At 73.3% G+C, this 13,118-nt stretch carries 9 protein-coding genes and 1 pseudogene; 1 reads left to right on the forward strand and 9 read right to left on the reverse strand.

Features of this window, described 5'->3' with window-relative positions; genetic code table 11:
• Positions 1–182 (forward strand): annotated as a pseudogene (locus ACIPYS_RS09860) (ATP-binding protein); the annotation flags it as partial.
• Positions 183–260: 78 nt separating this feature from the next.
• On the opposite strand, the gene cimA reads toward ACIPYS_RS09860, so the two are convergent.
• The 9 genes from cimA to ilvN all read right to left on the reverse strand — a co-directional run bounded on the left by cimA (position 261) and on the right by ilvN (position 13,094).
• Positions 261–1,904, reverse strand: a complete 1,644-nt coding sequence (gene cimA, locus ACIPYS_RS09865; protein ID WP_093860421.1) for a citramalate synthase — start codon at positions 1,902–1,904, stop codon at positions 261–263.
• A 441-nt stretch (positions 1,905–2,345) separates the two neighbouring features.
• On the reverse strand, positions 2,346–3,458 hold the full coding sequence (locus tag ACIPYS_RS09870; protein ID WP_093860422.1) for a branched-chain amino acid aminotransferase: 1,113 nt from the start codon (positions 3,456–3,458) through the stop codon (positions 2,346–2,348).
• Positions 3,459–3,677: 219 nt separating this feature from the next.
• Positions 3,678–4,715 carry a 3-isopropylmalate dehydrogenase gene (locus ACIPYS_RS09875; RefSeq protein ID WP_400745219.1) on the reverse strand — a complete coding sequence of 346 codons (1,038 nt, stop codon included), beginning with the start codon at positions 4,713–4,715 and terminating at the stop codon, positions 3,678–3,680.
• Between the two features lie 77 nt (positions 4,716–4,792).
• Complete coding sequence (locus ACIPYS_RS09880) at positions 4,793–5,362, reverse strand: Uma2 family endonuclease (protein WP_400745221.1); 570 nt, start codon at positions 5,360–5,362, stop codon at positions 4,793–4,795.
• Positions 5,363–5,450: 88 nt separating this feature from the next.
• Positions 5,451–8,852 (reverse strand): S8 family serine peptidase, encoded by a 3,402-nt coding sequence (locus ACIPYS_RS09885; protein WP_400745222.1) that lies wholly within the window; start codon positions 8,850–8,852, stop codon positions 5,451–5,453.
• Positions 8,853–9,118: 266 nt separating this feature from the next.
• Positions 9,119–9,277: a hypothetical protein gene (locus ACIPYS_RS09890; protein WP_173862054.1), complete on the reverse strand. Its 159-nt coding sequence runs from the start codon at positions 9,275–9,277 to the stop codon at positions 9,119–9,121.
• Between the two features lie 318 nt (positions 9,278–9,595).
• Positions 9,596–11,179: a phosphoglycerate dehydrogenase gene (gene serA, locus ACIPYS_RS09895; protein WP_093860426.1), complete on the reverse strand. Its 1,584-nt coding sequence runs from the start codon at positions 11,177–11,179 to the stop codon at positions 9,596–9,598.
• Positions 11,180–11,434: 255 nt separating this feature from the next.
• Positions 11,435–12,433, reverse strand: a complete 999-nt coding sequence (gene ilvC, locus ACIPYS_RS09900) for a ketol-acid reductoisomerase (RefSeq protein WP_093860427.1) — start codon at positions 12,431–12,433, stop codon at positions 11,435–11,437.
• A 136-nt stretch (positions 12,434–12,569) separates the two neighbouring features.
• On the reverse strand, positions 12,570–13,094 hold the full coding sequence (gene ilvN / locus ACIPYS_RS09905) for an acetolactate synthase small subunit (RefSeq protein ID WP_030392698.1): 525 nt from the start codon (positions 13,092–13,094) through the stop codon (positions 12,570–12,572).
• Positions 13,095–13,118: the final 24 nt, after the last annotated feature.

A 13,118-nucleotide genomic window follows, 5' to 3' on the forward strand; every position in this document is an offset into this window, starting at 1 on the left:
CCTTCGTCGTCGCCCTCAACGGCTTCGACGGACACCAGCCCCACACCCCCGACGAAGTCCGCGAAGCCCTCCAGCTCAGCACCGAAACACCCGTCATCACGCTGGACGCCCGACGCCGCGACAGCGCCAAGAGCGCCCTCATCACCCTCGTCGAACACGCCCTCCTCGCCCGGCTGCGGTGACCCCGGGGCACCGTTCCACGGCGCACGGCCGCACGGTGCGGCCCGCGGACCCTCCGGTCCCCGGGCCGCACCGTCGTGTCAGCGCGGCGGGCCGCTGACCGGTCCCCGGCCCTGGGCCGCGTCCGGCTCCAGTCCGGCCCGCAGCAGTCCGTAGGTGTAGGCGTCCTCCAGCCCCAGCCAGGAGGCGGCGACCACGTTGTCGGCCACTCCGACCGTGGACCAGGTAGCGGTGCCGTCGGTGGTCTCGATGAGCACCCGGGTCTTGGAGCCGGTGCCGTGCTGGCCCTCCAGGATGCGGACCTTGTAGTCCACCAGCTCCAGCTTGGCCAGCTGCGGGTAGATCCGCTCCAGCGCGGTGCGCAGCGCCTTGTCCAGCGCGTCGACCGGGCCGTTGCCCTCGCCGGTGGCGAGCATCCGCTCACCCTTGGCCCACAGCTTGACCGTCGCCTCGTTGCCCGCGCTGCCGCCCGGGCCCTGCTCGCTGATGGTGCGCCAGGACTCCAGGGCGAAGTAGCGCTCGCGGCTGCCGCGCACCTCGTCGCGCAGCAGCAGCTCGAAGGAGGCGTCGGCGGACTCGTAGGTGTAGCCGAGGTTCTCCTGCTCCTTGACCCTGGCCACCACCCGGCCGGCCAGGTCCCGGTCGGTGGAGAGGTCGTAGCCGAGCTCCTTGCCCTTGAGCTCAACGGAGGCGCGGCCGGCCATGTCGGAGACCAGCATCCGCATGGTGTTGCCGACCGTCTCCGGGTCGATGTGCTGGTAGAGGTCCGGGTCGACCTTGATCGCCGAGGCGTGCAGTCCGGCCTTGTGCGCGAAGGCCGAGAAGCCGACGTAGGGCTGGTGGGTGGAGGGGGCGAGGTTGACCACCTCGGCGATCGCGTGCGAGATCCGGGTCATCTCGGCGAGGCTGCCGGGCGGCAGCACCCGGCGGTCGCACTTCAGCTCCAGCGCGCCGACCACCGGGAAGAGGTTGGCGTTGCCGACCCGCTCGCCGTAGCCGTTGGCGGTGCACTGGACGTGGGTGGCGCCGGCCTCGACCGCCGCCAGGGTGTTGGCGACGGCACAGCCGGTGTCGTCCTGGGCGTGGATGCCGAGCCGGGCGCCGGTCGCGGCGAGCACGTCGGCGACGGTGTCGCGCACGCCGGAGGGCAGCATCCCGCCGTTGGTGTCGCAGAGCACCACCACCTCGGCGCCGGCCTCGTGGGCGGTGCGGACCACGGCCAGCGCGTAGTCCCGGTTCGCCCGGTAGCCGTCGAAGAAGTGCTCGCAGTCGATGAAGACCCGGCGTCCCTGCGCCCGGAGGTGGGCGACGCTGTCCCGGACCATCTCCAGGTTCTCGTCCAGGGTGGTGCGCAGCGCCAGTTCGACGTGCCGGTCGTGGGACTTGGCGACCAGGGTGATCACCGGTGCGCCGGAGTTGACCAGGGCGGCCAGCTGCGGGTCGTCCGCGGCGCTGCCGCCGGCCCGCCGGGTGGCGCCGAAGGCGACCAGCCGGGCGTGCCGGAGGTCGAGCTCCTCGGCGGCGCGGGCGAAGAACTCGGTGTCCCGGGGGTTGGCTCCGGGCCAGCCGCCCTCGATGAAGCCGACGCCGAACTCGTCCAGGTGCCGCGCGATGGCGAGCTTGTCGGCCACCGTGAGGTTGATGCCCTCGCGCTGGGCGCCGTCGCGCAGGGTGGTGTCGAAAACGTGGAAGGCGTCGTCGGGGAGGTTGCTCGCCTGGGTCATGACCCTGGGTCTCCGTTCCGGGAGGTCCGTCTACTGCTCTGCCGGTTCTGATTCCGGCTCCACTGTCCAGCATCCCGCGCGCACCCGGTGTCCCTCGGCCCCTTGTGGGGGCTCCGGCCGGTCCGGGGGAAACAAAAAGACCCCTCGCGGGTGCGAGAGGTCTGCGCGCGGGTCTGGACGCTGGTGGTCGCTCCGCATCGGGTGGTGCGGAAGCGGTCACTGCGGACCGGCGCGCCTGCTGCTAATAATCAGCGAAAGCGAGGACACGTCGGCAGTCTGGCACATCGTCCGCGCCGCGGCCCGCCCGTCTCGGCATCCGGAACGAGCGTGCCGGGGCGGGCGGGTCACGACGAGCGGGTCACGGCGGCCGGGCCCCGGGTGACCGGGCCGGGCCGGAGCGGCCGGGCGGGCCGCAGGAGCGGCCCGCCCGGAGCGGGGGGATCAGACGATCCGGTGCAGCCAGCCGTGGGTGTCGGGGGCCTGGCCGCCCTGGATCGCGAGCAGGGAGCGGCGCAGCTCCATGGTGACCGGGCCGGGCTCGCCGGCACCGACGGTCCAGTCGCCGCCGCGGGACTTCACCGAGCCGACCGGGGTGATCACGGCGGCGGTGCCGCAGGCGAAGACCTCGGTCAGGGTGCCGTCGGCGTTGCCCCGCTTCCACTCCTCGGTGGAGATCTTCCGCTCCTCGACCGCGTAACCGAGGTCGCCGGCGAGCTGCAGCAGCGAGTCACGGGTGATGCCGGGCAGCAGGGCGCCGGACAGCTCGGGGGTGACGATCCGGGCGTCCTCGCCCTCGCCGAACACGAAGTAGAGGTTCATGCCGCCCATCTCCTCGATCCACCGGTGCTCGGCGGCATCGAGCCAGACGACCTGGTCGCAGCCCTTCGCGGCGGCCTCGGCCTGGGCGACCAGCGAGGCGGCGTAGTTGCCGGCGCACTTGGCGGCACCGGTGCCGCCCGGGGCGGCGCGCACGTAGTCCTCGGAGAGCCAGACCGAGACCGGCTTGACGCCGCCCGGGAAGTAGGCGCCGGCCGGGGAGGCAATGATCATGAAGAGGTAGGAGTTGGCGGGCCGGACACCCAGGCCGACCTCGGTGGCGAACATGAACGGCCGCAGGTAGAGGCTCTGCTCCGGCTCGTTCGGGACCCAGGCCTGCTCCTGCTGGACCAGCAGCTCGACGGCCTCGACGAAGGCCTCGACCGGCAGCTCCGGCATCGCCAGCCGGCGGGCCGAGGCCTGGAAGCGCTGCGCGTTGGCCTCCGGGCGGAAGGTCGCGATCGAGCCGTCCGCCTGGCGGTAGGCCTTGAGGCCCTCGAAGATCGCCTGGCCGTAGTGCAGGGTCATGTTGGCCGGGTCCATCTCGATCGGCGCGTAGGGCGCCAGCTGGGCGTCGTGCCAGCCCACGCCCTCGGTCCAGCGGATGGTGACCATGTGGTCGGTGAACACGCGCCCGAAGCCCGGGTTGGCCAGCCGGGCCTCGCGCTCCGCCTGGGGCAGCGGGTGCGCGGAGGGCTTGAGGTCGAACGTGATGGGCGCCTGGGTGGGCGTGCTCATGGCTGTGTGTCCTTCACCGTGGGGTTGGTCAGGGCCGCCTCCGCCGGTGCTCGTCCCGGACTCACGCTCCGGTACGGACGCACGACGGCACGGCCCACTGTCGATACTCGCATCCAGAGGGCCGTGCCGAACAGTCGCGGACTCCTTGGAGAACCGCAAGCTGCCGTTATGGGGTCCGGCCCACCGGGCCGGAACACCGTTTGTCGGGGTCCCGGCCTCCTAGGCGGATACTCGGGCGGCGAGCGAGTCGCCGACCTGGGAGGTGGTACGGGTGCCGGTGCGCTCGGTGAGGTCCGCGGCGACCGCGGCCTCGATCCGGGCGGCCTCGGCGGCGTACCCGAGGTGGTCGAGCAGCATGGCGACCGACAGCACGGTGGCGGTCGGGTCGGCCTTGCCCTGGCCCGCGATGTCCGGGGCCGAGCCGTGCACGGGCTCGAACATCGACGGGAAGGCGCCGCTCGGGTTGATGTTGCCGCTGGCGGCCAGGCCGATCCCGCCGGTGACGGCGGCGGCCAGGTCGGTCAGGATGTCGCCGAACAGGTTGTCGGTCACGATGACGTCGAACCGCTCGGGCTGGGTGACGAAGAAGATGGTCGCCGCGTCGACGTGCAGGTAGTCGGTGGTGACCTCGGGGAACTCGGTGCCGACCTGCTCGAAGATCCGGGTCCACAGGTGGCCGGCGTGCACCAGCACGTTGTTCTTGTGCACCAGGGTGAGCTTCTTGCGCGGGCGCGCCTGCGCCCGGCGGTAGGCGTCGCGCACCACGCGCTCGATGCCGAAGGCGGTGTTGAGGCTGACCTCGGTGGCCACCTCCTGCTCGGTACCGGTGCGCAGCGAGCCGCCGTTGCCGACGTACGGGCCCTCGGTGCCCTCGCGGACGACCACGAAGTCGATCTCCGGCTCGCCGGCCAGCGGCGACTTCACGCCCGGGAAGAGCCGGCCCGGCCGGAGGTTGATGTGGTGGTCGAAGGCGAACCGCAGCTTCAGCAGCAGCCCCCGCTCCAGCACACCGGACGGCACGCTCGGGTCGCCGATGGCGCCGAGCAGGATCGCGTCGTGGGCCTTGAGCTCCGCCAGGACGCTGTCCGGGAGGGTCTCACCGGTGCGGTGGTAGCGCCGGGCGCCGAGGTCGAACTCGGTGCTCTCCAGCTTCACATCGGCGGGAAGCGCAGCCTCCAGGACCTTGAGGCCCTCGGCCACCACTTCCTGGCCGATACCGTCACCGGGGACTACTGCGAGACGAATCGTGCGAGACATGTTCGGAGGCTACGCCGATGTCCCAGAGCCTGACATCCGGCGTCCACCATCCGGACAGCGACCCTGATCGGAACGGATCAGGTGAGATCGATGTCGACCGGAAACGGCCGGTCCACCTTCAGCTGCTTGTGGTGGATCCCGGTCAGCCCGTAGAGCCCGGTGGCCGGGTCGATCTCGTAGGTGTGGACCACGGGCCGCCCCTCGTCGCACTCGACCCGCCAGAAGTGGGGGATGCCGGCGGCGGCGTACTTGCGCGGCTTGACTTCGCGGTCGCGCTCCCCGGACTCCTGGGAGACGACCTCGACGACGAGCAGGACGTCCTTCGCATGGCAGAAGGTCTGATCGGGCCCGGTGTCCGCGGCGAGGTCGACGACCATCACGTCGGGCTCCGGGCGGTTGCGGTGGTCCAGCTTCAGCCCCATACGGCACCAGACCTCCCAACCCTCCGGCACCTGTTCGTCCAAGTGCCGGTCCAGGTCTCCGACCGTCCGCGCGTGGAAGCGGGTCTGGGGCGCGCTGAAGACCAGGCCGCCGAACAACAATTCGGTGTGCGGTGGAAGGTCGGGCAGCCGGTCGAGGCTGTCGGCGGTGTGCCCCTCGATCGGTGGGCGGAGCCAAACCGGGTACTGCTCCGAGAGATCCTCCATCGCTCCAGCTTCGCGAACGGGCGCGGTCTGGTTCGGCCTTTCTCCCGAACGGGGGAGCGTGCGGCCGGTGCCGCACGCTCCCCCGGGGTCACGGCAGGGTCAGGATCTGGCTGCGGCGGCCCTCCGGGTTGAGGTGGTGGAGCAGCAGCACCCGGGAGCGGTCGCCGTCGGTGCGGCGGATGTCCAGCAGGGTGGCGGCGTGGACGGGGGCGGCCAGGGCGGTGGGGCCGCCGGGGCCGGTGCGGATGTCGACGGCGGGGTGCAGGACGTCCACGGCGAGGGTGGGACGGGTGCCGCGCAGGCCGATCGCGGAGAAGGCGTCGGCCGGGTCCCGCCCGGCGCCGGCCAGGCCGGTCCACACCGCGTAGTGGACCGTGCTGTGCCCGGCCCGGACGCCCGGGAGGGCGGAGAGCCGGACCGGCAGCACCACCGTGTCGGAGTCCAGCAGCGCGGTGTCGGTGTCCCCCCAGCGGGCGTTCAGCGGCTGAACGTCGAGTTCGGCGCCGGTGCGGGCGTCCACCGTCCGGGCCACCAGGACGTCGCTGCCGCGCATCCGGTCGGCCCGGACCACCACGTCGGTGACGCCGTCGCCGTCGGTGTCCAGCGAGGCCCGGACGCCGAACAGCCCGACCGGGGTGGCGGCCGGGGCCCACACCTGGGCGCCGAGGTAGAGCCGGCCCTCGGCGAGCGGGTCCCCGGCGACGGTGGGCGCGTCGGTGGCGGCGCCGACGGCCCTCAGGTCGGCCGCGCGGTCGCCGGGGCGCTCCACGCAGACGTCCCTCAGGTGCTCGGCCTCCTCGGTGCTGCCCTCCGGCACGAAGCCCGCGCCGGGCCCGACGGCCGCCCCGCTGTCCGGCGGGCAGTCCGCCCAGCGGGCGCCCTCCCCGCCGAGCGCGAAGGCGCTGAGCAGGCCGGGCGCGTCACCGGGCGCGTCGGTGCCGGTGAGCGCGACCACGGCCCCGGAGCGGGTGGTGCGGACCGGGGCGGTGGCGGCCAGGTCGGTGGCCGGGCGGGGGGCCGCGAACAGCGGCACCCGCAGACCGGGGACGGCCGGGTCGTCCGGGGTCAGCAGCAGCCGGCCGGAGAGCTCGCCCCGGTAGCTGCGGGCCCGGCCGCCCTGGACGGTGGCGATCGTCGGGTCCGGGGCGCGGCCGAGCGCGCCGGGCACGCTCAGGGTGACCCGGACCCGGGCGGTGCCGCCGGGCGGCAGCTCGACCCGGTCGGGCGCGAGCTCGAAACGGGCGCCGGGCAGTTCGGTGGCGGCCGCGTAGCCGGTCCGGTAGGCGACCGGGGCGGCGGACAGGTTGCGGACCTCGACCTCGCGCACCTGGGCCAACGGCCCGGTGACGGCGACCGGGCCGAAGGAGACGCCGACGGCGCCCTCCACCGCGCCCTCCCCCGCCGCGTAGGCGACGGCCGGGGTGCGGACGGCCCGGTCGACGGCGGCCCGGCCGGCGCCGGTGCGCTCGGGCCCGTAGACCGGGCCGGTGCCGCCGTCGCCGAGCCAGGTGTCCCCGGCGGTGTTCATCAGCGCGGCCTTGACCTGCTCGACGGTCCAGCCGGGGTGGGCCGCGCGGACCAGCGCGGCCAGGCCGGCGGCGTGCGGGGTGGCCATCGAGGTGCCGTCCTCGCGCTGGCCGCCGGTGCCGCTGCCGACCCGGGCCGACCAGATGGTCTCGCCGGGGGCGGCGAGGTCCGGCTTGACCACCCCGGGCACCCCGATGCCGCGGGAGGTGAAGTCGGTGAGGGTGTCGAGCCGCTGCGGCTGGTCCTGGGCGACCACGCCGTGCAGCGGGTTGCCGGGCGCGGCGAGGCGGACCCGGACCGGGCCGGCGGCGGCGCCCGCGCGGAGCCGTTCGCCGTCGGCGCGGGCGAGCAGGGCCAGCGGGACCCGGTCGTTGCCGGCGATCTCGGCGAGGTGGTCGTCGTCGGCGGCGAGCAGGGCGCCGAGGGCCCCGGCCTCGGCGACGTGGTCGGCGCGCGGGCCCGAGCCGCAGGCGCGCTCGGACTCCCGGGTGCTCCAGGCGAGCACGGCGATCCGCCCGGCGATCCGCTTCCGGTCGGCCTCGGAGAAGGCCGTGCAGCCGTCCCGCTGGTCGGCGGGCAGGGCGAGCTCCCCGGCCACGTCGGCGGTGGACCAGTCCTGGTAGCGGGCGCTCCAGTGGGCCGGCACGACCCCGGCAAGCGGCTGCGGGTCGAGCACGGTGAGGCCGTCGGCGTCACTGTGCGGGTCGACCGAGGCGGCGACCGCGAGCGCCCTGGCGGCGGTGCCGGGGCTGCCGCCGATGGCGTACACGTCGCCCTCGTTGCCGGCGGCGGCGACCACCACGGTGCCGAGCGCGGCGAGCCGGTCGACGGCGAGGGCGTCGGCGTCGTCGGTGGCGCCGAAGCGGCTGCCGAGCGAGAGGTTGAGGACGTCGAGCCGGTCGCTCGGGTCGCCGTCGCCGTCCGGGTCGGCGGCCAGGTCGAGGGCCTCGCCGAGCTGGTCGGTGGAGCCGTCGCAGCCGAACACCCGGATCGCGTACAGCTGGGCGCCGGGCGCGGCACCGGGGCCGACCCGGAAGCCGGCCGGGTCCAGGCCGGGCCGGTAGGGGCCCCGGTAGGGCTGTCCGTCGGTGGTGACGCCGAGGCCGGCGGCGGTGCCGGCCACATGGGTGCCGTGGCCGTTGCGGACGCAGTCGATCGGGTTCCCGTCCGGGTGCGGCTCGGGCTGGTAGTGCGGGGAGGACGGATCGGGCTGGTAGTCGTCGCCGACCAGGTCGCGGCCGCCGGACACCTTGGCGCTCGGGAAGAGTCCGGCCGGCGCGGGCTTCGCCCCGTCGACCGAGCGGAACGCCTCCTCGGTGCCGGGACCGCCGAAGTCGGCGTGGGTGTAGTCGATGCCGCTGTCCGCGATGCCGATCCGCACGCCCCGGCCGGTGTCACCGCCGTCCGGGCCGCCGTCGGAGGAGCCGCCGGTCCAGACCTCGGGCGCGCCGGTGACCGGCACCGAGTGGGCGTTGTCCCGCCGCTTGCGGACGATCGGGTGCACGGCCGCGACCCCGGGCAGGGTGCGCAGCGCGGGCAGCCGGTCGGCGGGGGCGTTGACGGCGAGCCCGGTGACCAGGGTGCGGGTGCGGTAGAGCTCCCGGGCGGCGGGGACGGCTTCGTGGACGGCGGCGGCCAGTCGGTCCAGCGCCGTGGAGGCGCGGGTCCGCTGGGCGGCGCCGGCCCGGGCCGCCTCGCCGCGGACGGCCTCCGGGGAGCGCCGGCCGCGGCGGGCCTCGTCCCCGGCCCGGCGCCAGGCGGGGGCGACCGGTTCGGTGGCGAGTTCCAGCAGGACGGCGACGGGTCCGGCGGCGGAGCGGCCCGGCGGGGCCGACGGTGATGCCGGGGACGTCGGCGGGCTGCCGGTGGCCGGGGCGGCCCCGGTGAGCAGGGCCGGTCCGGCGAGCAGGGTGAGCGTCAGGCCGAGCCGGGCAAGCGGTCGGCGGACGACGGGATGGCGCATGGTCCTCTCCCCCGGCCGGGGGAACTGATCCGCATCCGGTGCCGCTGACGCCCGCCCGCGCGGCCGTCGATCACCCTTCCGGGGGCCCCAAATTAGGAATATCGCGCCGGTCGGGGCGAGCAACTTCCACCGAACGGCGGCAACTTGCACTCCTGGGGGTGACCCTCCGTCAGTCCGTCCGGCCCATTCGGCGGATGAACGCCGAACGGGCCGGAGGCGGCCCGTCGGAGCCGGCCGCCAGGGGGCCGCCGGTCAGTGGCGGCCGGTCAGTGACCGGTCGCGCCGCCGTTGTCGCGGCGGTCCAGCGCCCGCTGGAGCGCGGCGGCGGCGAAGGGGTTCGGCTCGACGGCCCGGCGGCGGCGGGGGGCGCGGGTCTGCGGGGCGGCGGGGGCGGAAGCGGCGTGGCGGTCGGCGGTCGGGGGCATACCGGGGCTCCTTGGTTCGATACGCGCCGTGGGGACGGACGCGGCGGTGGGGAGGAGGGGGGTACACCGGGCAGGGGTCTCCCGCCCATCGGGTGCGGACGCGCGCACGGGCCGGACGCCCTGGCTGCAGGGGCGGCACACCGTGCGGCTGACTCCACGGTACGACCCGCGCACGGCGGTGTCTGCACGAATACTTGGATTTCCTACTATCTGAGACGGGCGTCACCCGGAGGAACGCGCCAGGGCCCGGACCACCGTGCGAACGGCGGTCCGGGCCCTGGTCAGAAGCGGTGCGGGGTGGTGCGGGGTGGTGCGGGATCAGGCGCCGAGGTCGACCGAACGCGCGAAGCGGGCACCGATCTCGGCCGCGATCGCCGCCAGCACCTCCTGCGGGATCTCGCTGTCCACGGTGAGGGAGGCGAGCGCGCCGCTGCCGTCGCGGGCGACCTGCATGCCGGCGATGTTGATGCCGGCGTCGCCGAGGTGGCGGCCGAGGACGCCGACCACGCCGGGCCGGTCCTCGTACTTGAAGAAGGCCATGTGGTCGGTGAGCGCCACGTCCACGTCGAAGGCGTCCACACCGACGATCTTCTGGACCTGCTTGGGGCCGGCCAGCGTGCCGGAGATGGCGATCTCCTCGCCGTCCGCGAGGGTGCCACGCACGGTGATGACGTTGCGGTGCTCGGGGCTCTCGCTGGAGGTGGTCAGCCGCACCTCGACACCGCGCTCCTGGGCGAACAGCGGGGCGTTGACGTAGGACACCGTCTCCGCCACGACGTCCTCGAACACACCCTTGAGGGCGGACAGTTCGAGCACCTTGACGTCGTGCTGGGTGATCTCGCCGCGCACCTCGACGTCGAGCCGGACGGCGACCTCGCCCGCCAGCGCGGTGAAGATCCGGCCGAGCTTCTCGGCCAGCGGCAGGCCCGGCCGGACGTCCTCGGCGATCACGCCGCCCTGGACGTTGACCGCGTCCGGCACCAGCTCGCCGGCCAGCGCCAGGCGGACCGACTTCGCGACGGCGATGCCGGCCTTCTCCTGGGCCTCGTCGGTGGAGGCGCCCAGGTGCGGGGTGGCCACCACGTTGTCGAGGGCGAACAGCGGCGAGTCGGTGCACGGCTCCTTGGCGTACACGTCCAGACCGGCGCCGGCCACCCGGCCGTCGCGCAGGGCGCTGAGCAGCGCCGCCTCGTCGACGATGCCGCCGCGGGCGGCGTTGACGATCCGCACCGTCGGCTTGACCTTGTGCAGCGCCTCGTCGCCGATCAGGCCGATGGTCTCCGGGGTCTTCGGGAGGTGGACGGTGATGAAGTCCGAGACCTCCAGCAGCTCCTCCAGCGAGACCAGCTTGACGCCCATCTGCGCGGCGCGGGCGGCCTGGATGTAGGGGTCGTACGCGACGATCTTCATGCCGAACGCGGACATCCGCTGGGCGACCAGGACGCCGATCCGGCCGAGGCCGACCACGCCGAGGACCTTCTCGCTGAGCTCGACGCCGGTGTACTTGTTGCGCTTCCACTCGCCGCCCTTGAGCGCGGCGTTGGCCGGCGCGATGTTGCGGGCGACGGAGATCAGCAGGCCGCAGGCGAGTTCGGCGGCGGTGACGATGTTGGAGGTCGGCGCGTTCACGACCATGACGCCGGCCTTGGTGGCGGCGGAGACGTCCACGTTGTCGAGGCCGACGCCGGCGCGGGCGACCACCTTGAGCCTGCGGGCCGCGGCCAGCGCCTCGGCGTCGACCTTGGTGGCGGAGCGGACCAGGACGGCGTCCACGTCCGCGATGGCGGTCAGCAGCTCGGTGCGGTCCGCACCGTTGCAGTGCCGGATCTCGAAGTCCGGGCCGAGGGCGTCGACGGTGGCGGGCGACAGCTCTTCGGCGATCAGTACGACGCCAGATTTCACAGGTGTAGCAGCGCTCACGACAGTGTGTCCTTAACTGTCCGGTTCTCCCCGGATCCGGGCACGAGGGTGGCCTTGCCGGGCGGGGGGAAGGTGGCATGCCGCGTAGCTAGACGCACGACGCTGTGGGCCTGACGCGCACTCGGAAGTGTATCGACGGGCTGGGTACCAGGCTGCTCCCGTCCGGCAAAATCACCCGGACGGGAGCCGCCTTGTTGTACAAGGGGGATACAAACCCGCGAGGGCTCCCCCGAGGCCTTACGCCTCTTCCTTGACCCAGCTCATCAGCTTGCGGAGCTTCTTGCCGGTGGTCTCCAGCAGGTGGTCCTCGTCGGCCTTCTTGTACTCGTTGTACTTGGGCAGACCGGCCTTGTACTCGGCGATCCAGGTGTTGGCGAAGGTGCCGTCCTGGATCTCGGTGAGGACCTTCTTCATCTCGGCCTTGGTGTCGGCGGTGATGATCCGCGGGCCGGTGACGTAGTCGCCCCACTCGGCGGTCTCGGAGACCGACCAGCGCATCTTCTCCAGGCCGCCCTCGTACATCAGGTCGACGATGAGCTTCAGCTCGTGCAGGCACTCGAAGTAGGCGATCTCCGGCTGGTAACCGGCCTCGACCAGGGTCTCGAAACCGGCCTTCACCAGGGCGGCGGTGCCACCGCAGAGGACGGCCTGCTCACCGAACAGGTCGGTCTCGGTCTCCTCGGTGAAGGTGGTCTTGATGACGCCGGCCTTGGTGGCGCCCAGGCCCTTGGCGTAGGACAGCGCCAGGTCGAAGGCCTTGCCGGAGGCGTCCTGCTCGACCGCGACGATCGCGGGGACGCCGCGGCCCTCCTCGTACTGGCGGCGGACCAGGTGGCCCGGGCCCTTCGGGGCGACCATGCAGACGTCGACGTCGGCCGGGGGCTTGATGAAGCCGAAGCGGATGTTCAGGCCGTGGCCGAAGAACAGGGCGTCGCCGGCCTTCAGGTGCGGGGCGATGTCGGCCTCGTAGACGTCCGCCTGGATCGGGTCCGGCACCAGGATCATGATGACGTCGGCCTCGGCCGCGGCCTCGGCGGGGGTGACCACGCGCAGGCCGGCCTCCTCGGCCTTGGCACGGGACTTGGACTCCGGCTTCAGGCCGACCCGGACGTCCGCGCCCGAGTCGCGCAGGGACAGCGCGTGGGCGTGGCCCTGGCTGCCGTAGCCGATGACCGCGACCTTGCGGCCCTGGATGATGGACAGGTCGGCGTCGTCTTCGTAGAACAGCTCGGCCACGGGGGCACATCTCCTTGCGAGTGGTTTGCCGGGTCTGCGGTGGTTCCTACCGTATGCGGATCCGGCGTCGGGGTGGGGCGGTGCTTCAGGGTTTGAGACGGCGGCGCGTCCCGGAAGGGCGAGGACCGGTCGGGTCCTAGGCGCTGCGGTCGAGGGCGCGCAGCGAGCGGTCCGTGATCGAACGGGCGCCGCGCCCGATGGCGACCAGGCCGGACTGGACCAACTCCTTGATGCCGTAGGGCTCCAGCATCCGGAGCATGGCCTCCAGCTTGTCCGAGCTGCCGGTGGCCTCGATGGTCACCGCGTCCGGGGACACGTCGACCGTCTTGGCGCGGAACAGCTGGACGATCTCGACGATCTGCGACCGGGTGTCGTTGTCGGCGCGGACCTTCACCAGGACCAGTTCCCGCTGGATCGCAGCGGACTGGTCGAGTTCGACGATCTTTATCACGTTGACGAGCTTGTTGAGCTGCTTGGTGACCTGTTCCAACGGGAGGTCCTCGACGTTGACCACGATGGTCATCCGGGAGATGTCCGGGTGCTCGGTCGGGCCGACGGCGAGGGAGTCGATGTTGAAGCCCCGACGGGAGAACAGCGCGGCGATCCGGGCGAGCACGCCGGGCTTGTTCTCGACCAGGACGGAGAGGGTGTGCTTGGACATGGGTCGTGGGTTCCCTTGGTCGTT

Source organism: Kitasatospora sp. NPDC089913 (assembly GCF_044748625.1).
Classification (GTDB): domain Bacteria; phylum Actinomycetota; class Actinomycetes; order Streptomycetales; family Streptomycetaceae; genus Kitasatospora.

What these genes read in the sequence shown, in the direction of transcription:
- ACIPYS_RS09870 (WP_093860422.1), bottom strand. Translation starts at nt 3,458, where the DNA reads ATGAGCACGCCCACCCAGGCGCCCATCACGTTCGACCTCAAGCCCTCC.
- ACIPYS_RS09880 (WP_400745221.1), bottom strand. Translation starts at nt 5,362, where the DNA reads ATGGAGGATCTCTCGGAGCAGTACCCGGTTTGGCTCCGCCCACCGATC.
- ilvN (WP_030392698.1), bottom strand. Translation starts at nt 13,094, where the DNA reads ATGTCCAAGCACACCCTCTCCGTCCTGGTCGAGAACAAGCCCGGCGTG.
- cimA (WP_093860421.1), bottom strand. Translation starts at nt 1,904, where the DNA reads ATGACCCAGGCGAGCAACCTCCCCGACGACGCCTTCCACGTTTTCGAC.
- ACIPYS_RS09885 (WP_400745222.1), bottom strand. Translation starts at nt 8,852, where the DNA reads ATGCGCCATCCCGTCGTCCGCCGACCGCTTGCCCGGCTCGGCCTGACG.
- ACIPYS_RS09875 (WP_400745219.1), bottom strand. Translation starts at nt 4,715, where the DNA reads ATGTCTCGCACGATTCGTCTCGCAGTAGTCCCCGGTGACGGTATCGGC.
- ACIPYS_RS09890 (WP_173862054.1), bottom strand. Translation starts at nt 9,277, where the DNA reads ATGCCCCCGACCGCCGACCGCCACGCCGCTTCCGCCCCCGCCGCCCCG.